Here is a 23165-nt window from a genome sequence, read left to right on the forward strand (position 1 = left end):
TCAATCAAGCAAAACGGCCCAGATGATTAATTTGGGCCGTTTTTGTTAACAGATACATATCTCGACCGAATTTAGGAGAATAACATGACTGCTATTACTGCAAGCATGGTTAAAGAGTTGCGTGATCGTACTGGTCTAGCAATGATGGAATGTAAAAAAGCGTTGACAGAAGCTGGTGGCGATATCGAGTTAGCGATCGACAACCTTCGTAAATCTGGTCAAGCAAAAGCTGCTAAAAAAGCAGGTAACATTGCTGCTGATGGCGCGATTACAATTGCTCAAGAAGGCAATAAAGCAATTCTTTTAGAAGTAAACTGTCAGACTGACTTCGTTGCTAAAGACGAAAACTTTGCTGGTTTCTCTGCGAAAGTTGCTGCTGCTGCGCTTGCTGCGAATGTAACTGATGCTGCTCAAATTGCTGAATTGAAACTTGAAGATGGTGCAACTGTAGAAGAAGCTCGTATTGCGCTTGTTCAAAAAATCGGTGAAAACATTCAAGTTCGTCGTGCTCAAATCGTTGAAGGTGAAAACCTTGCAGTTTACAAACACGGTTTAAAAATCGGTGTTGTAGTTTCATTTGCTGGTGATGCTGCTACTGGTAAAGGTATCGCAATGCACGTTGCTGCGTTCAACCCAGTTGCTGTAAATGCTGAAGGTGTTTCTGCTGAGTTAATCGCTAAAGAGAAAGAAATTGCTGAAGCAAAAGCAATTGAATCTGGTAAACCAGCGAATATCGTTGAAAAAATGGTAACTGGTTCAGTTGAAAAATACTTAAATGAAGTTGTTCTTGAGCGTCAAATGTACGTTATCGACAACGACAAGAAAGTTGCTGATGTTCTTAAGTCTACAGGTACAACTGTTGCTCAATTCGTACGTTTCGAAGTGGGTGAAGGTATTGAGAAAAAAGCTGAACTTTCTTTCGCTGAAGAAGTTGCTGCTGCTCAAGCTGCTGCAAAATAATTGAATCAATTATTTTGAAAAAGAAAAAGCCCTTTAAGGGCTTTTTCTTTTTTTTATGAGTCTAAATGATATAAACTTTAGGATGAAATAAAAATATAACTTAGAGATCAATATGTCTCAGAAATCAAAAATGAGTATTGTTGCGTTAATTGCAGTGTTGGTCGCAGCATATTTCGGTGTCGATTTCAAACAGGATTTAAAACAGAGTAATGAGCACGCACTAAATCCTACAGATGCAAGTACTCAATATAATGATGCTAACCAACGAGAACTATCCTCTGCGGATAATGATGATGCCGCAAAAATAGCGACACTTTTTCAAAAAAAGATGAGTGATGTGCAAGTTAGGGCTTCTGGAGAAGTTGTTGCAATATTAAATGATGATAATGAAGGATCTAGACATCAGAAATTTATTTTAAAACTTAATCATGGTCAGACAGTTTTGGTAGCTCATAATATAGACTTGGCACCACGTGTTGAGAATATTCAAAAAGGGGATATCGTCGAGTTCTATGGTGAATATGAATATACCGACAAGGGTGGTGTAATTCATTGGACTCACCATGATCCTAAAAAACTGCATATTGATGGTTGGTTAAAGCATCAGGGTCGAAGTTATCAATAATTTTTATAAAAATAAATATATGAGATGAGCAATTTCATTCTAGATTTAAAATGCAGGCGTGATAGTTTTTATGCAATTTTATAGGCGTAATATCCAGAAAAAAGATGCAAGAGTCTGCTAATTATCTTCATTTCAAAGAATTGGGCGGATTGGAATTATTAAAAGCTCAATTTCAACGTAAGCAATTTTCAAAACATGCTCATGAGGGCTATTGTATTGGTGTCATTGAAGATGGGGCACAAAGTTTTTACCGCTCTGGAAAGCTTCATATCGCACCTAAAGGCGATATTATTCTGGTGAATGCTGATGAAATACATACTGGTTCATCCGCTGTGGAAACTGGTTGGAAATATCGAGCAATTTACCCAACACCTGAAATGATATTAGATCTGAGTCGAGATTTTTTTACAACCAAGAATGCAGTCCCATGGTTCTCGGATGCAGTGATTCATGATTTGGGTTTGGCGAGGCAACTAGTATTTTTATTCGATTTATTTGAGCAGGGCGAGGATACTTTGCTTAAAGAAAGCCTCTATTTGACGACATTGGCCAGATTGATCTATTGCTATGGGCGGGCGAAATTGAGTCCAATCAACACACCAGAAATGAGAAAAAAAGTTGAACTAATAAAAGAACTTATGAGTAGTTTTCCTGAACATGACTATTCTCTACACGAGTTGTCTGCATATGTAGATACAAGCCCATGGCATTTATTACGTGAATTTAAAAAACATACGGGATTGCCTCCACATAGTTGGCTTGTTCAAAGAAGAATTCAAAAAGCTAAACAATTGCTTAAGCAGGGGGTGTGAATAACTGAGGTTGCACAACTCACTGGATTTTCTGATCAGAGTCATTTAAATCGACATTTTAAAAGTGCAATAGGTGTAACGCCTAGACAATATCTTTTGAACTATTAATTTTCCTTAAATATGCGCCGCAATATTATTCAAGATCAATCATTACTCATCAGATGATAATAATCGATAAGTGAATCAGATTAAGATGTATTGATGAAAAAGATGAGTGATACAAAAAAGAATTTTATACATGGTGTGCTGGGTATTATGCCGTTGGCAATTGCAGTCATGCCATGGGGGGTATTGGCTGGCTCTTTGGCGATACAGACTGGATTGAATGCGATACAAGCTTTTGCAATGTCATTGTTTATGTTTGCTGGTGCTGCACAATTAGTGAGCTTAGGATTGGTTTCGGGGCAGGCTTCGCTGATGACAATCTATCTGACGATATTTTTTCTGACGAGTCAGCATTTAATTTACGCGCTTAATTTTCGAGATGATGTTAGTAAATTTCCACTATTTAAACGTATTGTATTTGGCTTTCTGCTGACGGATGAATTATTTGCGGTTGGAGTAAAAAATAAATCACAACGATCATTCGCATATTTATTTGGAGCAGGACTTTGTTTTTATATTTTTTGGCTGATATTTAGTTTATTTGGGATTGTGCTTGCTCACTTCATTCCTAATTTATCAAATTTGCATCTTGATTTCTCAGTCGTTGCACTGCTTATATTAATTATAGTGCCAATGATAAAAAATCTTACAATACTTGTTGGTGTTGTGATTACCATAATTTTTTCTTTAATTTTAGAAGCTTACCAAGTAAATGCAGCGTTAATTATTTCTGGTCTATGTGGAATGTTTGCCAGTGTGATAGTTGAAAAATGGCAAACAACAGAAGGGGATTAAAAATGAGCTGGATGCTTTTGCTGGGGTTGTCGATCATGATCTTTATTAATCGATATTTATTCTTGGAGCCAAGGGTAAATGTGCCACTTCCTAGAATTTTGAAAAAGATGTTGAAATATTCTGCGCCATGTTTGTTGACTGCAATATGTGTACCGATTGTGTTTTATGAAGCAGCAGAATTAAGGGTTATGTCGAGTAATCACTATTTATGGGCAGCAATATTTTGTGTACTGCTTGCGCTAATAAGTCAAAAAGTTATCAGTAATTTAGTTTTTACTTTACTGTTTTTCTATCTCATAAATTACTTAATTAGAGCATGAACATCGGGCTAAATTAAATTCTAATTTAACCCGTGCTGTATTTGCTAATTTAAGCGCTGATTTGGCGTGATTTCCAATTGGGTAGTATCTTATCTAGGTAAGCATCCATACACCATAGAGGGCCAATCAGAAGGAATTGGAGGTCTTTAAAGAAAGATGGCTTTTTCCCTTCAATTTTGTGCCCGTAAAATTGACCTATCCAAGCTAAAACGAACAGAGCAATATAGAATCCTTTCCCGAATGGAAGAATAATAATAAGCCAAGACATGACCAATAATAACGCTGCCATTGCAACCGAGAGTACAAGATCTAATCTTGCATAAAAAATGAGTGTTAACACCAGTAAAAGGGTAGTCAGTAATGCGCTGAAATGAGCGAGTATGCCAATGATCGAGAATAGAATCGTGGGTACGCAAATCCAGTGTAATGTTTTATTGGTTGGGTTTTGATGGCTATCACTATATTCATCTAACCATTCTGTAATTGTCTTCATCCTATTTCCTTCACTGATTATTTGAATTTTATTTATTCTATAAACGACAATATGACATAAGATGATAAATCAAGATTCTTTTTTGTATATTGGTCACATCAAAAAAAATTAAAAATAATAAAGCCACTCAATGAGTGGCTTGTCGTTAAATGCTTCGCTGAATCATGAGAACCTAAGAATTTGGACCATCCACACGTTCGATGCTTACACGCGCAGTACCAGCATTGGTAATACCAAGAGATTTCGCAGCACCGTAAGATAAATCTACAACACGATTACCATGAAATGGGCCGCGATCATTTACTTTAACAACAACGCTTTTACCATTTGATTTATTCGTTACACGAATATAGCAATTAAGCGGTAGGCTACGATGCGCTGCAGTAAGTGCATTCATATCAAATGTTTCGCCACTTGCAGTTTTACGACCGTGAAATTGACGACCGTACCAAGAAGCAACACCTGTTTGACTAAAACGACGAACAGTGTTTGAAGCAACATTATTAAGTTTATCAATCACTGAAGGCTCTTCAACAGGTACTTGAATTTTCGCTGCGATTGTTTCGCGACGAATTTTATCACCTGAACTTTCAGTAATTGCTAAACTGTTTAAATTCGAGAAGTGCGAATTGAAACTTGTAGAGTCTTTGCTAATCACGCGTGAAGCAAGACTTGATTGGTCAACATCATTATTCAGATAAGAGGATTGAACCAGCTCGGCATGAGTTTGAGACAAAGCCAAACTAATACCTAATATTGATAACATTTTCAGCGAAGCATGCATCGTTTAACTCCTTGGAACCCTAATTTAATTATCTAAGTTGCTGATAATTAAATTAAATGGTCTGTAAATTTACTTATGCAACTGCATTTAACGGTAGTGGATGATATTCATCCTGATACAAAAGTGTCTAGCTTTATTTTCACTTTAGTTACAAAAACGACAAATTATCACAAAAAATGGTTAATATTTAATCAATAATGTAACAAAATATGTAAAGTGTGCAAATAGTGAACTTAATCACAAAAATAATCATTGACTTTTGTGAAAATAAGTAGATTTATCTTTATCTACTCGCGATTTCCGTCCCTAAAAGCCACAGTGCAGTTGCGTACATTCGACTACGGTTATAGGTCGTAATGACTTGAAAATTAGGATATGTAAGGTAATAAGCAGGCCCATAATTTTCTTGTAGTTGAATCACATTGACCATGTCTAAGTCATCTATTTTAACAATAGGATTGAGTGGGCTAATGCCTTGAACTTTTAATGCACCATATGGGGTAGGTTGTGTTAAGTCTTTGGCTATGATGGCATCCGTATTATTTCCTTGGTAGCGTGCGGCAAAAGCAATCGGTTGATCTCGTTGCCAACCATGTTGAGCAAGATAATTTGCAATAGAACCAATTGCATCTACAGCAGAGTTTCTGAGATCGATATGACCATTACCGTCATAATCCACACCAAATTTCGGAATATTGCTTGGCATAAATTGAGGATAGCCCACAGCACCAGCATAAGAGCCAACGACTGAATTAGCTGGAATGCCGTCCTTATAAGACCATGCAATCAAAGCGCTTAATTCGTCTTGAAAGTATTGTGCACGTCGTTCATATCCAAACCCTAAAGTGGCTAGGGCATCACGTGTGATGAATGAACCTTTATTTGCCCCAAAACCTGTCTCTACGCCGAGAATACCGAGAATGATGGACTGGGGAACACCGAACTGCTGTTCTGCTCGATTTAAAGTGTCTGCATATTGATTTTTAAAACGCACACCACGTTGAATTGTACTTTCTGCTAAAAAATTTTTTTTATATTCGTACCAAGGCTTGCTTTCTCCTGGGCGATTCATAATGTTGATAATATTTGGTAGGTTTTTTGATCCATTCATGGCCCAGTCAACTTGCTCAGCACTCAAACCATAGGTCTGCATCGTTTTTAGTTTAAAATTTTGATATTGAGGATGTTGAGCGAAGTCATTGGCTTGAACAAAACTTGTGATCATAAACGCACTGAGTGCTAAACCAATACGTTGTAATTTAACATTAAAATTTTCAAATAACATAACAGCAGAAGATCCAATTATTATCGGTGGTAGACGCAAAGGTATAAGTGTTGATAAGGATTAAAAGTTCAACATCATTTGATTAATCGCAATGTTTATTAAGATAACATTAGGTCGTGATGGATTCACAAAAACCTACATAAAAAGTGTAAAAATGGATGAATTATGCCTTTTATTTATTCAATATTGATGAACTATTTTTAAAACATAAAAAAACCTAGCAGAAGCTAGGTTTTTGATTAGTCTGATTTATTCTTGAATAAATAGCGTGTCATGATATTCAGCTGTAGCTAACAATTCTTCTTTAGTAAAGTTAGGAATGAGCTTATCAATAGCAATATGAACTGCTTTGATGACCGCTGAAGAAGCGATATCAGACGCCTTACGTTTAATCATACCCAAATCTAAAGTCTTGTTAAAATCATTCATAAAGTGACGAACTGCAGCTTCACCGAATTGCTTGTATTGTTCAGACAGAACTGCACGATTGACATCATTGCCTGCACGTACTTCTGCAAAGCTATTTTTTAAGTTTGTCACTAGATCAGCAGGTAATGGAGCACCGACACGATAATTACCCTCTGGATCTTTGAATAAACTCTTTTCAGAGAATTCAATCGATTGTCTCACGACGTCATTTGGTGCTTTACCCAATAACTGTTTAAGTAGTACCGATACTGTTGATTTAATATAACCAGCAAGTTTTTCAGCTGTTTCTCGTTTGTCACTTGCAGGGAAACGACGTACAAGTTCAACTAAAATTGCATCGATAATTTCATCATTAATAGCGAGTGCAGTTTGATCACGCAAAGGGTAAAGTGGTTCGTTTGAATTTTTTTTCTCAATTCCAGTTTGAATATTCTTTAACAAAGATTCAGATGGAATAAAACCAAAATATGACATCGTATAACCTCAACTATTCTTCAATTTATTGTCGCGCCAATCGAATTGGGCTTGGCATCCATGCAAAGTCCGATACACGACAAGGGTTAATGTCTAAACCACCACGGCGTGTATAAGTCGCATATACCATCAACTTTTCAGGGTTAAAGTTTTCCCAAATATCTGCGTAGATTTGTTCAACGCATTGTTCGTGAAAGCCATTATGCTGACGATAGGAGATAATATAAGCTAAAACTGAACGATAACAAGGTTTTTTGCCACGATATCTTAAAAAAACTGTGCCCCAATCAGGCTGACCTGTGACTGGGCAGTTACTTCTTAATAAATGCGAATATAATTGAATTTCAACGATTTCTTCGGAAGACGCTGCATCGAGTTTAAGTAAGCTCGCATCAGGGTGGTTTTCAAGACGTTCAGGCTCATAATGGTCGATGCATATTCCTTCAGGCTGGGCAATATTCAACTGATCAACATCGAATAATTCAAGTCTGACTTCTGCATTGGCTGCTTTAGAAAGATCACGCTCGACTGTCTCAATAAACTGATTTTGAGATTCAAATTGAGCAAAATTCAGACTATTGAAATATAGTTTAAGAGATTTGGACTCGATGAGATAAGGTGATGAAGCAGGAAGATGCATTCGACCAATTGCAACTTGAGGAATCCCTGACAGATTCAACCAAGAAATTTCAAAAATATGCCACCAATCAATTCCTTGTTGAATACCATCTACATGTGCGTACTTCGCTCGTGCTTCTGCGCGAGCAATTGGAAATAACACCTCAGGTTGATATTCAGTTGGATAGTTGGTGTCTTTGCCTAAAAGAGATTGTTCAACGCTCATTATTCACGCATTCCTGAACCACGGGAGAGTAGGTGATAAGCGACCGCATATAGCACGGCGCAACACGCTGTGATTACTAATAAAGAGATAGATACATTTACATCGCTATGACCAAGAATTCCATAACGGAATGCATTGACCATATATACGACAGGGTTAATTAAAGATAGATTTTGCCAAAATGGGCTTAATGCAGAAATTGCATAGAACACCCCACCTAAATAGGTCAACGGTGTTAAAACAAAAGTGGGAATAATCGAAATATCATCAAATGACTTTGCATAGACAGCATTAATAAATCCACCTAATGCAAACAGTAATGATGTAATCAGGACGGTATAAATTGTGACGAACCAGTTGGTAATATATAAGTCAGTAAAAAATAAACTCATTGCAGTCACAATGATAGCAACCAATAAGCCTCGAGCAACACCACCAAGCACATAACCCCAAAGTACGGCATGTAAAGGCACTGGACTCATGATCAGTTCTTCAATACTTTTTTGAAATTTAGAACTAAAAAAGCTTGATGAAACGTTGGCATAACTATTAGTAATGACAGCCATCATAATTAGACCAGGTACAATGAACTGCATGTAGGTAAAGCCACCCATTTCCCCAATTCTTGAACCGACTAGATTTCCAAAAATCACAAAATACAGTGACATGGTAATTGCTGGTGGTAACAATGTTTGTGGCCAAATGCGCATAAATCTACGAATTTCCTTATGGATAATCGTATATAAAGCTACAGCGAGTTGGTTAAAATTCATTGCGCAGCTCCATCAAGATTCTTTTCGACCATTTTGACGAATAACTCTTCTAAACGATTTGATTTATTACGCATACTTCGAACTTGAATGTTCTGTGATTCTAGAAGTTGAAAAAGATCATTCATGCTATGTGCTTTATCAAGCGTAATTTCTAAGGTCACTGGATCAACCAAATTAAATTTCACACCAATAATGTCAAGTTGTATCGGTTCTATAGGTTCAGCCAAATCAAAAATGAAAGATTCTTCATTTAATTGATTTAAGAAGTTCTTCATGGTGGTGTCTTCTTTAATGACGCCACGATCAATAATTGCAATTTTGCGACACAGTACTTCTGCTTCTTCTAAATAATGTGTTGTGAGAATGATAGATGTACCTTTCTGATTCATTTCTGTTAAGAAGTCCCACATCGAGCGACGTAGTTCAATATCAACACCAGCAGTCGGTTCATCGAGAATTAACAGTTTCGGATCATGCATCATTGCTCGGGCAATCATAAGGCGGCGTTTCATTCCCCCAGATAGCATACGTGCTTGAGTAGAACGTTTTTCCCATAAACCTAATTTGGTCAGATACTCCTCTGCACGAGTTTCAGCAACTTTTTTTGGAATGCCGTAATAACCTGCTTGTGTGACTAAAATATCGAAAGTCTTTTCGAATTGCGCAAAGTTAAACTCTTGAGGGACTACACCCAAGCATTGTTTAGCTTGTGAAGGATGTGTATCGAGGTTATGACCAAAAATCTCGACAGTGCCTGCAGTTTTTTTTGTAAGAGAGCTGATGATGCCAATAGTGGTTGATTTACCTGCACCATTAGGGCCTAGAAGTGCATAAAATTCACCTTCTGGAACATCTAAATTAATTCCTTTTAGTGCTTGAAAACCATTTCGATAGGTCTTCGACAAATCCCTTAAGGTCAATGCATCAGTCATGAATATCTCGAATGGTGAAAAGTTGAGATATTGTGAGTGATCTTGAAAAATAAACCAAGCTTTGTAATCAGAATTCTCTGTTTTGATGTTGAAACGCTGTATAAAGCATGAGCACTAAAAATTGGAAAGATATATAGTTGCTTTACCTTAGAGTTTTTTTTGTTATGATGTGCGCACTTCCTAAAATGCGCTCATAGCTCAACTGGATAGAGTACAGGTCTCCGAAGCCTGTGGCGTGGGTTCGAGTCCCGCTGAGCGCACCATTTCTTTTATGTTTTTCAAACAAAACATAGTCTGTCAATTAAAATATTTTTAGTAAATTTTTATCAAAATTTAATGATTAATCTGAATTGTTAATCTGAGTCGATTGAATCGTGAGATGCGCCAATATTGACAAATGATAATATAATAATTCTCAAAATAAACATAAAAATGTAAAATTTGTCACATAAAATTCACATGGCTTATTTTAAATTTAAATTTCGGTATTGTCGTATAAATCACATAAATTATGAATAATTCAAATAAGCGGCACAACAATGTACGAAGAAAAAGTTCTGATCCAAAATCGAATTTCGTGGGCGAGTATTTTCGCTGGCGTTATTGTTGTATTAGCTATTTCAATTTTACTCTCATTACTAGGCGTTGCATTAGGATTTGCGCTCCTAGATCCACAATCTACCACTGATATTACAAATGGCTCAGGGATAGCAGTAAGCGTATGGACAATTATTTCATTGTTAGTATCGTTGGCTATTGGTGGATTTGTTGCAGGTCACTTGGCTCAAGCTGATGGTGCAATCCATGGCTTTATTGTCTGGTCACTTTCATTGCTGTTAGGTATCTGGTTTGGTGCAATGACCATTAGCGGCGCGGCTAAAATTACTGGTAGTGCGATTAGTTAAGTCAGTAGCGCTGCGGGTAGTGTAGCATCAGGAATTGGTCAAGGTGGCGTTAATTTAATTCAGATCGGAGTTCAAGCTTTTGAGGAGTTAGTTGCTTTACCAAAGCTTGAAAATAGTGATGAAAAGATGTCTGAAGCATTACGCAAAACAGGGATCGAGGAATTGCAACCCGAATTCTTAAAAGCGCAGGGTGAATGGGCAAAGGAGCAAATCAGGTTGCTGCAAAAGAGTTGGTGATTCATCCAGATAACAGTGATGCTATTATTCAAAAGTTATCAGAACAATTAAAAAATCGTGCACAATCTGTGACTGCTTCTATTAATAAGAATGAAGTCAGTGCTGCTTTAGCTAAAAATTCATCTCTAACTCCGCAAGAAGCGAATCAAGTTGTCAATAATTTCCTTATACAGCAGGATAAATTCTTTAATGATTTAGAGGCGAATATTCAATCTGCTAAATTGAAATATACTGAACTAAAAGATCAAGCACGTGAAAAAGCAGCTGATGCGACGAAAGCTGCTGCAAAAGCTGCTTTATGGTCATTTATTGGTTTATAGATTGGATTGATTGTGACGATTTTTGCTGGACGTTTCGGTGTAAATCATTCAAATAATCGTTCACGACATTTGGCTTAATTCTGAGCTTGAAGTTAGAATTAAAAGTCGATCCATTTGGGTCGACTTTTTTGAAGTAAGACTTTGTATATATTCGCGAAACTTATTCTTATCTATCAATAAAAAAATTCAATTGTATTTTTTTTATTCAGTTGTTGAAAAGTGTTAAAGTGACTTCACATCACGTATTGAAAGTATTAAATTAGAAATCACAGTAGGTTGTAAACATTCAACGCTACTGACGAGTTGGACGGATCAATGACAGTTAGTTGAGTTCAGTTGAACAATAAATCTAACACTAGCCTTCCAACATAAAGCCCGCGTAAAGCGGGCTTTTTCATATCGAAATTATGCTTTAAACATGACCTCAACATCATATTTTCGAAATTCACTGAGCAGTTCTTGAATGATCGATCCACCCGTTTGTTCTGAAGCATTGAGCAGGACTTCTTTATTTTCATGGCTATCAAAGCATTCTATGTAATTGATTTGCCATTGATGTTCTTGATCAGCTTGCTCAATGATAATACGTCGAGGCTGCAACGAGCCATCTGCTTGACGCGGAATAACATTGGTAATGGCGAGCTGGATTTTCTCCACCTGGTCATGGGCATGCAAGAAGGTGAGTACCCAATTTCCGACTTTTTTAAGATACATAGGATTATCTAAAGGATCAAATTCTAGAATTTGGCTGAGTTTAGACATAAGGCACCTATTTATACCGTTGTTGTATGATCGTATTAATATATTTATGACAAAGATGTTCTACTTCGCCTTAGTCTAACGGCGGATGAGGTGGGCAGTGTTGAATGAATAAAGATAATAAAAAATATTTAATTATCATGTAATTATATTATTTTAATTATTGGTGTAAATTTTAGTTTAATCGTTTAAAAGTATTAAAAAAAATAGTTAATTTCTCACTTTGAGCTTTAGGTTCAAAGTGAGAGTCATGAAATATTGCTTAAAGTGTATCAATTAAAGTTTTTTCTAAGGCTTTTTTCAAATAGGGATCCAAGTCTTCTTGTCTTAGTAACCATGAAACATAATCACTTGGAAGATCTACAATGGCTGTCCCACGATGTTTACCGAAGTTAATTGTACGAGGAATACGTGCATCTTCAGATACTTCATAGAGTTCTTCAGTGTTTTGAATACCCAAATGATGAATAATGTGCATTAAGATATTTGCAGTCAAAATAATATCTGCGTCAGCTCGATGGGCACCTTTTAACATCTCTCTAGCTTTGCTACTGCCTTTACTAATCATATAAATTAAAGCAGAAATGTTGTGTGCTTCTGCATGAGGCCAAACTAGTCGAGAAAGAGCGAGTGTACAGATGGCTTTAATATGACTTGTTTCAACGCCGCATTGCTGAATAGCTCGAATATCATAATCAATATTATGACCAATAATATACGTCGTTTCTTGAGGTAACTCGAAGGTTCTGAAGTTGGGTTGATCTACTAAATCGCTTTCAAGAATATGATGAACCGCCATTGCAGCATAGGAAATTTTTTCGTCACCAATGCTATATAGTTGGTCAAAGATTTTTTCGCGATCAAGACTTAATTTGCCTTGTTCAATCTGAATAGGAGCATATGCAATTTCTATGGGCAAACCGTTTAATGTATGGGTTTCAGTATCCAAGATAATGGCTTGCATGCAAATGTCCAAGTAAATGATAAAGATGTAATTAATTTAACATTTTCAAATCTGAGCTCACAGTAATAAAGTCAATGAATTGTATAAATTATGCTGAATTGAACAAATTATGGGAATTATTTAGATCAGGTGCTCATTTAAAGAAATTTCGTTTTCTATGATATTGACGCTGCAAGTTTAGACTGTAGGTTGTTAAAAATAATTTTTAAAAATGAATAAATTTAAAAAGAATAGTCATAATTCAGATATTTGTTTTTAATAGTAATAGAGTAAACACACAAGAATTAATCAAATTTAATTGCAAACTCTTTAAACTTCATTCTCGAAATTTAACAAGTTCATGTTACAATACGCGCCAATCTTAGCACGGCTTAAAAGCCCTACATTAATAGGACCTCGCTAATGTTTGCCAATATCTCTATTGCTGACTTTGATCCAGAATTAGCTCAAGCTATTACGAGTGAAGATGCTCGTCAGGAAGCTCATATTGAGTTAATCGCTTCAGAAAACTATTGCTCTCCAGCAGTAATGGAAGCTCAAGGTTCAAAACTCACTAACAAATATGCAGAAGGCTACCCAGGCAAACGCTACTATGGCGGTTGTGAATATGTAGACGTGATTGAACAATTGGCAATTGACCGTGCTAAAGAACTCTTTGGTGCTGATTACGCGAACGTTCAGCCTCATGCTGGTTCTCAAGCAAACTCTGCAGTTTATCTAGCGCTTCTTAACCCAGGCGATACTGTTTTAGGTATGAGCTTAGCTCACGGTGGTCATTTGACTCACGGTGCTAAAGTTAGCTTCTCTGGTAAAACATATAATGCGATCCAATACGGTTTAAATCCAGAAACGGGTGAAATCGATTACGAAGAAGTAGAACGTTTAGCTGTAGAACACAAGCCACGTATGATTGTTGCAGGTTTCTCTGCTTATAGCCAAATCGTTGATTGGCAGCGTTTCCGTGAAATCGCAGACAAAGTAGGCGCTTATCTATTCGTTGATATGGCTCACGTTGCTGGTCTTGTTGCTGCTGGTGTTTATCCAAGCCCAGTTCAAATTGCTGACGTAACTACTACGACGACTCACAAAACACTTCGTGGCCCACGTTCTGGTTTAATCCTTGCGAAAGCAAACGAAGAGATTGAGAAAAAACTTCAATCTGCTGTATTCCCAGGTAACCAAGGTGGTCCTTTAGTTCATGCTGTAGCGGCTAAAGCAATCTGCTTCAAAGAAGCAATGGCTCCTGAATACAAAGCATATCAACAACAAGTTGTGAAAAACGCGCAAGCAATGGCTGAAGTGTTAATCGAACGCGGTTATGATGTTGTTTCAGGTGGAACTAACAACCACTTGTTCTTGTTGTCTCTCATCAAACAAGACATTACTGGTAAAGATGCTGATGCTTGGTTAGGTGCGGCTCACATTACTGTGAACAAAAACTCTGTGCCAAACGATCCACGTTCTCCATTCGTAACTTCTGGTATCCGTATCGGTACTCCAGCTGTAACAACTCGTGGTTTCGGTGAAGCAGAAGTACGTGAACTTGCAGGTTGGATCGCGGATATCTTAGATTCTAAAGGTGATGAAACTGTCATTAACGCTGTGAAAGCTAAAGTTGAGACTGTATGCGCTAAATTCCCAGTTTACGCAAAATAATCTTCGACTTGAGAAAAGCCCCCTCAAGGGGGCTTTTTTATTGAATGTTGGAATGTCAAATCTGTCATTTTTAGATAGTTCTGATATAACTGATGTATCTATTAATTATTCAATTGTCGTTATACATTTGAATTGGAGCAGAAAATGAGCCATCCAAATATTATTATTTCTGAACAGGATTTAAATCGTTTAGAAACCATGTTGGAACATCAGAAGCAGGTAACTCCAACGATGGAGCATTTAGAAAATGAGTTGGCTCGTGCTGAAGTCGTACAGCCTAAAGATATCCCTGCCAATGTAGTGACGATGAATGCTAGAGTACTGATAACGGTTGCACCGTCCACTGAATCTACAGAGATTGTGCTGGTATATCCCCATGACTTTAAAGGTGAAAGGGGGCAGGTTAATGTGATTGCACCTATTGGTGCAGCAATCCTAGGTTTGGCGGAAGGACAAGAAATTGAATGGCCTCAGCCTGATGGGCAAACAATGAAAGTGAAAATTGATAAAGTGCTCTATCAGCCTGAACGAGAGGGCATATATCTTTAACTAAAAAATAAAGCCTCTTGTGGAGGCTTTAAAGTTTATTATTTCATCGTGGTTTGTTGCATATATTTATTTAAATAAGTTTCGCGTATTTCTTTGCGCTGCTCGGCAGTCGTCGCGTTCATCATTTTTTTACGCAAATCATTTCGTTCACTTGAGCTCATCTGTTGCCAAGTTTCGCGCATTTGTATTTTTTCTTGTTCAGGCAGTTTAGTAAACCAATCCATTCTTTGTTGTAGAACAACACTTTGCTCTTCAGGAATTTCTTTCAAATTTTGATAGCGTTTAATCAGTGCTTTTTGTTCATCTTCAGAAAGCGATTCCCAAGATTCATTAAGTTCAGAATTACTGTCTTTCGAGAAGATCCAAAAACGTTCATAGCCTGCAAAACTGGTTTGTAAAAAACCTAATGTGCAGAGTGCAATCGCTAAGCCTTTAGCTGCCATGAGCTGATTTATCCTCACCAAAAACAGATAACATTTCTAGATCTTCCATCATTTGCGGAGAAAGTTTAGGGGTGACAATCACTTGTTGTGGGCTTGGAGCTTCTTCCAAATCAAATGCATTTGGAAGTACCACAAATCCTGTGATCGCGGCTGCTAATGCAAAACCAGTAACTTTCCAAGTCATCAACTGAGAAAATAACGGTTTGTCTTTAATCTCATCGAGTACATGCTCCATCACGACCGCTTTATTGCGATGTTTTGATGCCAGTACATTCAATTTTTCAGTCACTTGTTTCGTAAATTCATCATGATTCATCCGATGATCCCCCGTCATTTGGGTTTAAGTGAGACAAAGCAGATCTTAAGCCCTGTATAGCTCGATGGTAATGGGTCTTCACACTGCCTTCTGAACAATTCATGATTTCGGCTGTGGTTTGTGTGTCAAACCCTTCCCATGCTCTCAACATAAATGCTTGTTGTTGGCGAACAGGTAACTTAGAAATTGCATTTTGAATCTCCTCAACAGCCATCTCTTGTGCAAGAAATTGCAGCGGATTAGGTGTTGATTCATCCACAATATTGATGGTTTCGTCATCATCTTCATCGTGGTTATTTTTTTTAAATAACGAGAATGGAAAAGCCCGTCGAGATTCTTTACGACGCCAATCCTGAAGTTTGTTATTTAAAATGGTATAGAAAAGGGGATACCACTCTGCAGTGGATTTATCAGCATATGATTTATGCAAAGATATAAAAGCTTCTTGGACTAAATCCATGGCAATGCCATTGTGTCCTTGAGTTGCGCTTTCCATCATCACCAATGCACGCCCAGTGACGTCTTGCATAAAATATTTAAGACGTTGTTCTGCCGTATTCAAAAGAACACTCGAATCTTCAGGCTTGACTTTTTTTGGTGCTAAATCCATAGAGATGGAAAATCCCGTCATTGGGTACCCACCATTATTTTCTAATCGTTACTTATATAACGTCAAAACATAATGGTAGGTTGACAATCTAAGCAACTATTTTTTAGCAGTTTAATAGATTTTTTTATTTTCAGTGACTTCGTTAATATATTTTAACGAATCATATCCGTTGGCGTACCATTTCAAAGAAACAAATCGATCCGGCAACTGCAACGTTTAATGATTCTTGACCACCCGGTTGGGGAATGGTAATTGCTGAAGCATGCGCTAGGGCATATTCCGAAACGCCTTGACCTTCATTGCCCAGTACCCATACGCAAGCTTGAGTTAAGTCTTTTGCATATAAACTTTCTGATTCATGTGAGCTCGTGACATACACGGGAATTTTGAATTGAGACAGCACATCTTCAAGCGCAACGTTTTCATAGGTTTTTAATGAAAAGTGCGCACCCATTCCTGCTCGTAATACGCGAGGAGACCACAAAGATGCTGAACCTTTGGTGCAAACAACTTGTTCAATACCTGCAGCCGCAGCTGAACGAAGTAATGTACCCACATTGCCTGGATCTTGAACATTTTCAAGAATTAAAGTGTCTTGAGTGTAATCTAGAGCATCACGTTGAGTTGGTAAATCTACAATCGCTAAACATGCTAAGGTGGTTCCTAGCGTGCTAATGTCTTTATAGAGTGATTCACTAATAACAAACACTGAACCTGTATAGTGTTGTGCGATTTCGTCAAAATCGGCGTGTTCCATTGCTTTTTCAGTGGTAAAAATCGAATTCAGCTTACGATTTTTTTCTAACCAAGCTAAGCACAAATGTGTGCCTTCAAGAACAGTTTGGCCTTGCTTTTTACGGTAACTATTTTGATCAATTAAACCACGTAAATGTTTAATTTTCGGGTTGTCTTTAGATTCTAAAAAGATAATGGCCATTCAGTTTGACTTCCATGAGAGCCTAAATCAATAGGCTCTCAATTGTAAAATTATTGATGATAAGCAGTAACAAGCTCAACTTCATTTTTTGAACCAATAACGACTGGTACACGTTGGTGAAGTTCAGTCGGTTGGATTTCCATAATACGCACGCGACCTGTTGTCGAAGCACCACCTGCTTGTTCCATGAGCATACTCATTGGATTTGCTTCATACATAAGACGTAGACGACCTGCTTTCTTAGGATCTTTGGTATCGTAAGGGTATAAGAAGATCCCACTACGGCAAAGAATACGGTGGATATCACCCACCATGCAGGCAACCCAACGCATATTAAAGTCTTTTTCACGTACAGATGTTTTACCCGCTTGTAGCTCACCAATATAGCGTTGAACAGGTTCTTCCCAATGACGTTGGTTTGAAGCATTAATGGCGTATTCTTTTGTATCGGCATCCACTTGGATATTTTCAGTCGTCAACAGGAATGTTTTTGACTCTGGATCAAATGTAAAGAAAACAGTACCTGCACCAACGGTTAATGCCATCATAGTTGATGGGCCATATAACACATAACCAGCTGCGACTTGTTCAGTGCCTGCTTGAAGGAAATCTTCTGCTTGTGTCACTGAATTTTTGGCAGGTAGGATAGAGAAGATGGTGCCAACACACATATTGATATCGATATTACTTGAGCCATCTAGTGGGTCAAATAAAACTAAATACTTACCGTTCTCTTGTGCTGGTGTAAACTCATCGAGTTCTTCAGAAGCTAAACCGCCTACATTTGCGTTGTTCTTTAGCGCATCAATTAAATAGTCATTTGAAATAACATCTAATTTTTTTTGCGCTTCACCTTGTACGTTTTCATTACCAGCACTACCTAATACACCCGCTAAGGCACCCTTTTGCAATGCTGAATCGATGGTTTTACACGTTTCAGCAATTGTTTCAATTACATTAGAGAGTTCAGGCGTTAGATTTCCTTGTTGTTGTGCAAGATATTGTGACAAGGTGAGGTATGACATTACAGGGACGCTCCTAAAAGCTTTAAAAGAATAAAATTTGGATCTTGGGCTATTTTAGATGAGTTCAGTGCAAAATAGAAATTATCCTGCGTTATTTGTGGTGATTTTGCACTTGCCAGAGTTTTAGAACATGGTATGTTGATAGGAGGATGATTTTAAAAGGAGCTTTAAAATGAGCATTCAAAAGTTTGAAGCAACTCCAACGCCAGGTGAGGCAATCGACTTAAACGAAATTAGTTCAGAGAGTTCCAAGGAAGCATGGAAACAGTACGAGGCTAAACCTGAATATAAAGAGTTTAATAAGCATGACATGATTGAGTCTATGCAAGTGCCCATGCCAGACTCGCAAAGGTCTTAAACCTGATATAAAAAAAGCGCTCGAATTGAGCGCTTTTTTTGCATTCATTAGCGAAGAAGTGGTGGCACTGCTTCATAATTGAGTTCTACACGACGGTTTTCTTTCCACGCAGCTTCATTATTACCTGTATTAATTGGCATTTCTTTACCATAACTCACAGCTTCGAGTTGGTTTGGATTTACACCATTTGTAACTAGATAACTTTCAACTGCTTTGGCACGTCGCTCACCCAAAGCCATATTGTATTCACGCGTTCCACGTTCATCGGTATGACCAGTTAATGCGATTTTAGAGTTTGCATTTGCCAATAAAAATTGTGCATGTGCTTGGAGGGTTTGATAGTCCTCAGTAGATAGCTCACTGCTGTCATAATCAAAGTGAACAACACGTTTAGCCAAGAAAGCTTTATTGGCTTCAGTTACCCCTTTAGCAGAACCACCCGTTAAGTTTTGAGCATTTAATGCTGCATCTTCACTGAGACCAGTCGTATTCACAGAGGTTGATGTTGATGGTGGTGTCATCGTAGTGGTATCTGTAGTTGCTGGTTTACGGCTTGCGCAACCCGTCATTACTAAACTTACAGCAATGAGTGGAAGAGCAAACGTTTTAATCGCGTTCATGTTCATCTCCTTGAAAGATTAAAATTCGATTATTTAGGTGCCCAAGCAGGTTCACGAACTTCACCTTGTTCGCTAGGTAAATTCATGCGGAAGCGACCGTCTGTAGACATAATCGATAACAATCCACGGCTGCCTTCACGTGTCGCATACACGACCATTTGACCATTTGGTGAAAAGCTTGGTGATTCATCTAAACTGGTAGGCGTTAAAATGTTCGTGATTCCAGTTGAGATTTCTTGAATTGCTACCTTATAGTTGCTACCAGAAGGGCGATGTACTAAAGCAACATATTTACCATCGGCACTTAAACTGCCACGTGCGTTGAATGCTCCGCGGAAAGTTAAACGTTTTGTTAAACCATCAGCAAACGTGTAATGGTAGATCTGTGCTGAACCACCACGGTCTGAGGTAAAGATAAAACCTTTACCATCTGGGGTATAGCGAGCTTCTGTATCAATTGCTGTATTATTTGTCATACGCTTCACTTGGCGCGTATTTAAATCCATTTGATAAATTTCAGGGTTGTCATGCATTGAAGCAGTGAACAACATGCTTTTACCATCAGGGGAAAAACTTGGCGCACCGTTTAAGCCACGGAAGCCAGCTAATTTTTCACGTTGTCCAGTCGCTAAATCTTGAACATAGATCGCTGGACGTTTGGTTTCGAATGAAACATAAGCGATTTTTTTGCCATCAGGCGTCCAAGCAGGGGATAAAATTGGATCGCGCGAACTCAATACAGTGCGTGGTTGTTCGCCGTCCGTATCTGCGATTTGTAAAGTGTAGCGATTATCAGGAGTCGCAGGATTTCGCAAAACATAAGCGATGCGACCACTAAAGTCACCAGGAATACCTGTTAATGCTTGGTAAATCGCATCACTGATCATATGTGCTGCAGATCGAATGCGCGATGGTGGTACAGTTAATAGTTCATTGAGCAAATATTGTTGTTTTTGGACATCATAGAGTTGGTAATGAACAGCCAATGAACCATCAGGATTGGTTTTAACTTCACCATTCACAACATAAGGTACGCCTGCAGATTGCCAAGCAGCACCATTGGCTTGATTGATGGTTGCTGTTGCAGGTAAATTTTTAGATGAACTGGTAAAGCGACCTGAACGGTTTAAATCTTGCTCTACAACAGGGTATAAGCGTTGATCACCTACGAATGGCACGATAGCAATTTTTGGTGCTTCTTCAGGTGCTTTGGCAATTTCAAGATGAAGCTGTGCATAAGAGGTCGTAATGAGAGCAGGGCTAAATGCTGCCAAAATTGCTAAACCGAGAAGATGTTTTGAGATCATTTTCATGAGAGGTCACGTACTCAAGATACTAATTTTTCGAATATTCTAGCTTTTTAGCATATAGCTCCGTACCGAATCTATATAAAGCGTGTAATTATCCGCAATTCATGAAAAAACCTTTCGACGAATCGAAAGGTTTTTTATTATTTCACGGTGAATGAAGAAGTGAAACTACGAGCTTCACGCCTTGCATCAGGATCGGATGGCATCGGATATGGTGCTGCTGCACGAACAGCCTGTTCGACACTGGCTTTGACATCTGGATCTGATGCATTGACGATGACTGAAGTCACAGAACCACTGTCAGATAATGTCACGCGTGCTGTCGCTTTTTGACCTGAAGAGCCTATTGGCATTCTCCAAGCACCTTTAATTTTTTGCTCAAAGTCTCTTTTTGCTGAAGAAGCGATGCGTTTAGATTCAGCTTTTTTGTTGGCTGCTTCTTGTCTAGCTTTTTCAGCGGCAGATTCTCGAGCTTCAGCTTCGGCACGTTCTCTGGCTTCGGCATCCGCTTTTCTTTGTGCTTCCTGACGAGCTTTCGCATCAGCTTCCGCTTTAGCTTTCCGATCAGCATCTTGTTTGGCTTTGGCTTCAGCAGCAGCTTTAGCTTTCCGATCGGCTTCTTGTTTGGCTTTAGCATCGGCCTCTGCCTTAGCTTTTCGATCAGCTTCTTGCTTAGCTTTGGCTTGAGTTGCCTCAGCTTTAGCTTTCCGATCGGCTTCTTGTTTGGCTTTAGCATCGGCCTCTGCCTTAGCTTTTCGATCAGCTTCTTGCTTAGCTTTAGCTTTTCGATCAGCTTCTTGTTTCGCTTTTAAAGCAGCATCAGCTTTCGCTTTTTGTTGTTGTTCCTGTTTTGCACTTTGCTCTTCTGCTTTGGCTTTTTGGGCGGCCTCTTGTTTAGCTCTAGCATCGGCCTCAGCTTTAGCTTTACGATTCGCTTCTTGAGTCGCTTGACGTTGTGCTTCAGCCGTTGCTTTACGTTCGGCTTCTTGTTGAGCTTTAACCGCAGCCGCTTGCTCAGCTTTACGGTCGGATTTTGGCTCTTCAACTTTTGGTTGAGCTGGAGGAGGTACAGCAGGTGCAACAGGAATCACTGGTGCATTTTGAATCGGCTCATTGGTCTGTTGAACATTTTCTTGAACGTTCTGGTGCGCTGTATCTGAATGATCAGATTCAACCAATGGCGTGGGTTCAGGTGGTACTAGATCCTCAGGTTTCACTAAAACTGTTTTAACAGTTTTAGTTGGCTCAGGAGGTTGAGTCAATCCAAGAAACAATAAGCCTGTGATCGCAATCACATGGACCGCAACAGTGAATCCGATTGCAATTTTCTTTTCTTTTGAAAAGCGGGAGTTAGATTCTTTCATAGCTTATTGAATCGGTTTGGTCAGCAAGCCAACTTGATTGATCCCTGCATCTTGTAAGTTAGACATGAGCGTCATCACCTCACCGTAAGGTCGAGTATTATGACCATTGATGACGACACTAAATTGTTTATTCTCACGTTCAGCAATTTGTTGTGCATCACGAAGTGTCTGTTGTAATTCCTGCAAGCTCAGTGGATTTGGTTGGCTACCCTTGTATTCTAAAAAGTATTGTCCTTGTTGATCTAAAGTAACCATAGCTGGTGCATCCTTAGATTCAATCGGTACACTATTTGCTTCAGGTAAATCAACTTTTATGCCACTTGTGATCATTGGTGCGGTCACCATAAAAATCACTAAAAGTACTAACATGACATCAATATAAGGAACTACATTCATGTCACTGTTAAGTGGCTTTTTGATGCGTTGGAAACGCCCTGAACGACGAACGGCCATTTATTCAGCTTCCTGTGTAGAACCCACAGAACGACGTTGTAAAAGCGCCACCATTTCTTCAGCAAACAAGGAACGATCTGAGTAAATTTCTTCACTTTTGGCCGTATAGTGGTTGAATGCAAGTACTGCAGGAATCGCAGCAAATAAACCAATGGCAGTCGCAATGAGGGCTTCCGCGATACCTGGTGCGACAGTTGCTAGCGTCACTTGATCGACTTGGGCTAAGCCGATAAAAGCATTCATAATGCCCCAAACAGTACCAAATAAACCAACATAGGGCGCAACTGAACCAATACTGGCAAGTGCACTGAGGCCTTGCTCCATACGGCTCTGATCTCGGCTTAAACCCACCCCAAGAATACGCTCTGTGCCATCAATGACTTGTGCTGTTTCAGCTTTGGTTTTTTTGAGTTTGAGAAACTCTGCAAAACCAAGATAAAAAACATCTTCCAAGCCTTCACGCTTAGAGTTGACTTGTGCATTGTTATATAAAGTGTTGAGTTCTGCACCAGACCAAAAAATCTTTTGAAAATGATCATCACCTTGGCGAGCTTTTTTAAACGTCATATGTAACTTGGCAATAAGGTACCAGCTAAAGAGTGAAGCTAGTACCAACACCAGCATGACCAGTTGTACGACTGGACTCGCTTGAAGAATTAAATCTGTGACGTGAAGTGAAGATTCGAGTTGTGTTGCCATAGTTACATG

28 protein-coding genes, 1 tRNA gene and 1 pseudogene are annotated in these 23165 nt (G+C 38.5%); 11 read left to right on the top strand and 19 right to left on the bottom strand.

From position 1 onward, the window contains the following. Positions 1–84 precede the first annotated feature (84 nt). The 5 genes and pseudogenes from tsf to AC1M9B_RS00760 all read left to right on the top strand — a co-directional run bounded on the left by tsf (position 85) and on the right by AC1M9B_RS00760 (position 3617). Entirely contained in the window at positions 85–960 is an 876-nt protein-coding gene (gene tsf, locus AC1M9B_RS00740; protein WP_035265686.1) for a translation elongation factor Ts, read from the top strand. Between the two features lie 112 nt (positions 961–1072). Next, positions 1073–1585, top strand: coding sequence for a DUF3465 domain-containing protein (locus AC1M9B_RS00745; RefSeq protein ID WP_481608319.1), 513 nt, complete (start codon positions 1073–1075; stop codon positions 1583–1585). Between the two features lie 104 nt (positions 1586–1689). Further along, a pseudogene (locus AC1M9B_RS00750) lies at positions 1690–2505 on the top strand (AraC family transcriptional regulator). 93 nt (positions 2506–2598) lie between these two features. Continuing rightward, positions 2599–3297 carry an AzlC family ABC transporter permease gene (locus AC1M9B_RS00755; RefSeq protein ID WP_481608320.1) on the top strand — a complete coding sequence of 233 codons (699 nt, stop codon included), beginning with the start codon at positions 2599–2601 and terminating at the stop codon, positions 3295–3297. 2 nt (positions 3298–3299) lie between these two features. Next, complete coding sequence (locus AC1M9B_RS00760; protein WP_092766028.1) at positions 3300–3617, top strand: AzlD domain-containing protein; 318 nt, start codon at positions 3300–3302, stop codon at positions 3615–3617. Positions 3618–3666: 49 nt separating this feature from the next. Here the strand turns inward: AC1M9B_RS00760 and AC1M9B_RS00765 are convergent, their stop codons facing one another. The 7 genes from AC1M9B_RS00765 to AC1M9B_RS00795 form a co-directional block, all read right to left on the bottom strand. Beyond that, complete coding sequence (locus tag AC1M9B_RS00765; protein ID WP_092766029.1) at positions 3667–4110, bottom strand: Mpo1 family 2-hydroxy fatty acid dioxygenase; 444 nt, start codon at positions 4108–4110, stop codon at positions 3667–3669. Between the two features lie 172 nt (positions 4111–4282). Beyond that, positions 4283–4894: a septal ring lytic transglycosylase RlpA family protein gene (locus AC1M9B_RS00770; RefSeq protein WP_035265690.1), complete on the bottom strand. Its 612-nt coding sequence runs from the start codon at positions 4892–4894 to the stop codon at positions 4283–4285. Between the two features lie 283 nt (positions 4895–5177). Further along, positions 5178–6119, bottom strand: a complete 942-nt coding sequence (gene mltB / locus AC1M9B_RS00775; RefSeq protein ID WP_481608633.1) for a lytic murein transglycosylase B — start codon at positions 6117–6119, stop codon at positions 5178–5180. A 309-nt stretch (positions 6120–6428) separates the two neighbouring features. Beyond that, entirely contained in the window at positions 6429–7082 is a 654-nt protein-coding gene (locus tag AC1M9B_RS00780; protein WP_092766031.1) for a hypothetical protein, read from the bottom strand. Between the two features lie 25 nt (positions 7083–7107). Then, on the bottom strand, positions 7108–7926 hold the full coding sequence (gene queF / locus AC1M9B_RS00785) for an NADPH-dependent 7-cyano-7-deazaguanine reductase QueF (protein ID WP_481596810.1): 819 nt from the start codon (positions 7924–7926) through the stop codon (positions 7108–7110). Beyond that, positions 7926–8699, bottom strand: coding sequence for an ABC transporter permease (locus AC1M9B_RS00790; protein WP_092766033.1), 774 nt, complete (start codon positions 8697–8699; stop codon positions 7926–7928). The genes queF and AC1M9B_RS00790 overlap by 1 nt, the downstream gene beginning before the upstream one ends. Continuing rightward, positions 8696–9631 (bottom strand): ABC transporter ATP-binding protein, encoded by a 936-nt coding sequence (locus AC1M9B_RS00795; RefSeq protein WP_180027530.1) that lies wholly within the window; start codon positions 9629–9631, stop codon positions 8696–8698. Before AC1M9B_RS00795 ends, AC1M9B_RS00790 begins: the two co-directional genes overlap by 4 nt. Positions 9632–9818: 187 nt before the next feature. Here AC1M9B_RS00795 and AC1M9B_RS00800 point away from each other — a divergent pair. The 3 genes from AC1M9B_RS00800 (at position 9819) to AC1M9B_RS00810 (ending at position 11093) form a co-directional block, all read left to right on the top strand. After that, positions 9819–9894: transfer RNA gene (locus AC1M9B_RS00800), tRNA-Arg, on the top strand. A 276-nt stretch (positions 9895–10170) separates the two neighbouring features. Continuing rightward, a complete protein-coding gene (locus AC1M9B_RS00805; protein WP_481608321.1) occupies positions 10171–10536 on the top strand; it encodes a hypothetical protein in 366 nt (121 codons plus the stop codon). Positions 10537–10730: 194 nt separating this feature from the next. Continuing rightward, positions 10731–11093 carry a hypothetical protein gene (locus tag AC1M9B_RS00810; protein WP_481608322.1) on the top strand — a complete coding sequence of 121 codons (363 nt, stop codon included), beginning with the start codon at positions 10731–10733 and terminating at the stop codon, positions 11091–11093. A gap of 405 nt (positions 11094–11498) precedes the next feature. Here the strand turns inward: AC1M9B_RS00810 and AC1M9B_RS00815 are convergent, their stop codons facing one another. Together AC1M9B_RS00815 and AC1M9B_RS00820 are read right to left on the bottom strand one after the other, a co-directional pair. Further along, positions 11499–11855 carry a hypothetical protein gene (locus tag AC1M9B_RS00815; RefSeq protein WP_481608323.1) on the bottom strand — a complete coding sequence of 119 codons (357 nt, stop codon included), beginning with the start codon at positions 11853–11855 and terminating at the stop codon, positions 11499–11501. 259 nt (positions 11856–12114) lie between these two features. Continuing rightward, positions 12115–12816, bottom strand: a complete 702-nt coding sequence (locus tag AC1M9B_RS00820; protein WP_481608324.1) for a putative quorum-sensing-regulated virulence factor — start codon at positions 12814–12816, stop codon at positions 12115–12117. Positions 12817–13218: 402 nt separating this feature from the next. On the opposite strand from AC1M9B_RS00820, the gene glyA reads away from it, so the two are divergent. After that, positions 13219–14472, top strand: a complete 1254-nt coding sequence (gene glyA / locus AC1M9B_RS00825) for a serine hydroxymethyltransferase (protein WP_481608325.1) — start codon at positions 13219–13221, stop codon at positions 14470–14472. Between the two features lie 144 nt (positions 14473–14616). Then, positions 14617–15021: a nucleoside diphosphate kinase regulator gene (rnk, locus tag AC1M9B_RS00830; RefSeq protein WP_035265705.1), complete on the top strand. Its 405-nt coding sequence runs from the start codon at positions 14617–14619 to the stop codon at positions 15019–15021. Between the two features lie 38 nt (positions 15022–15059). Here rnk and AC1M9B_RS00835 read toward each other — a convergent pair whose 3' ends face one another. The 5 genes from AC1M9B_RS00835 to AC1M9B_RS00855 form a co-directional block, all read right to left on the bottom strand. Then, positions 15060–15464, bottom strand: coding sequence for a DUF3106 domain-containing protein (locus AC1M9B_RS00835; RefSeq protein ID WP_481608326.1), 405 nt, complete (start codon positions 15462–15464; stop codon positions 15060–15062). Next, the gene (locus AC1M9B_RS00840) at positions 15454–15780 is read right to left on the bottom strand and encodes a hypothetical protein (RefSeq protein ID WP_481595543.1); all 327 of its coding nucleotides are present in this window, start codon (positions 15778–15780) and stop codon (positions 15454–15456) included. The genes AC1M9B_RS00835 and AC1M9B_RS00840 overlap by 11 nt, the downstream gene beginning before the upstream one ends. Continuing rightward, entirely contained in the window at positions 15770–16390 is a 621-nt protein-coding gene (locus tag AC1M9B_RS00845; protein ID WP_171260669.1) for an RNA polymerase sigma factor, read from the bottom strand. The genes AC1M9B_RS00840 and AC1M9B_RS00845 overlap by 11 nt, the downstream gene beginning before the upstream one ends. 160 nt (positions 16391–16550) lie before the next feature. Continuing rightward, a complete protein-coding gene (locus AC1M9B_RS00850) occupies positions 16551–17327 on the bottom strand; it encodes a TrmH family RNA methyltransferase (protein WP_481595542.1) in 777 nt (258 codons plus the stop codon). A 50-nt stretch (positions 17328–17377) separates the two neighbouring features. Next, a complete protein-coding gene (locus AC1M9B_RS00855; protein WP_035265714.1) occupies positions 17378–18352 on the bottom strand; it encodes a class 1 fructose-bisphosphatase in 975 nt (324 codons plus the stop codon). Positions 18353–18524: 172 nt separating this feature from the next. Here AC1M9B_RS00855 and AC1M9B_RS00860 point away from each other — a divergent pair, with 172 nt between their 5' ends. Beyond that, complete coding sequence (locus tag AC1M9B_RS00860) at positions 18525–18710, top strand: NF038105 family protein (RefSeq protein ID WP_035265716.1); 186 nt, start codon at positions 18525–18527, stop codon at positions 18708–18710. 47 nt (positions 18711–18757) lie between these two features. Here AC1M9B_RS00860 and pal read toward each other — a convergent pair whose 3' ends face one another. The 5 genes from pal to tolQ all read right to left on the bottom strand — a co-directional run bounded on the left by pal (position 18758) and on the right by tolQ (position 23156). Then, complete coding sequence (pal, locus tag AC1M9B_RS00865) at positions 18758–19330, bottom strand: peptidoglycan-associated lipoprotein Pal (protein WP_481608327.1); 573 nt, start codon at positions 19328–19330, stop codon at positions 18758–18760. A 29-nt stretch (positions 19331–19359) separates the two neighbouring features. Then, positions 19360–20643, bottom strand: coding sequence for a Tol-Pal system beta propeller repeat protein TolB (tolB, locus tag AC1M9B_RS00870; RefSeq protein WP_481608328.1), 1284 nt, complete (start codon positions 20641–20643; stop codon positions 19360–19362). Positions 20644–20780: 137 nt separating this feature from the next. Next, positions 20781–22004 (bottom strand): cell envelope integrity protein TolA, encoded by a 1224-nt coding sequence (gene tolA, locus AC1M9B_RS00875; RefSeq protein ID WP_481608329.1) that lies wholly within the window; start codon positions 22002–22004, stop codon positions 20781–20783. Between the two features lie 3 nt (positions 22005–22007). Beyond that, complete coding sequence (gene tolR, locus AC1M9B_RS00880) at positions 22008–22457, bottom strand: protein TolR (RefSeq protein WP_481608330.1); 450 nt, start codon at positions 22455–22457, stop codon at positions 22008–22010. After that, positions 22458–23156 carry a protein TolQ gene (gene tolQ / locus AC1M9B_RS00885; protein WP_179998400.1) on the bottom strand — a complete coding sequence of 233 codons (699 nt, stop codon included), beginning with the start codon at positions 23154–23156 and terminating at the stop codon, positions 22458–22460. Positions 23157–23165: the final 9 nt, after the last annotated feature.

The organism is Acinetobacter sp. ANC_7513, from assembly GCF_056779915.1.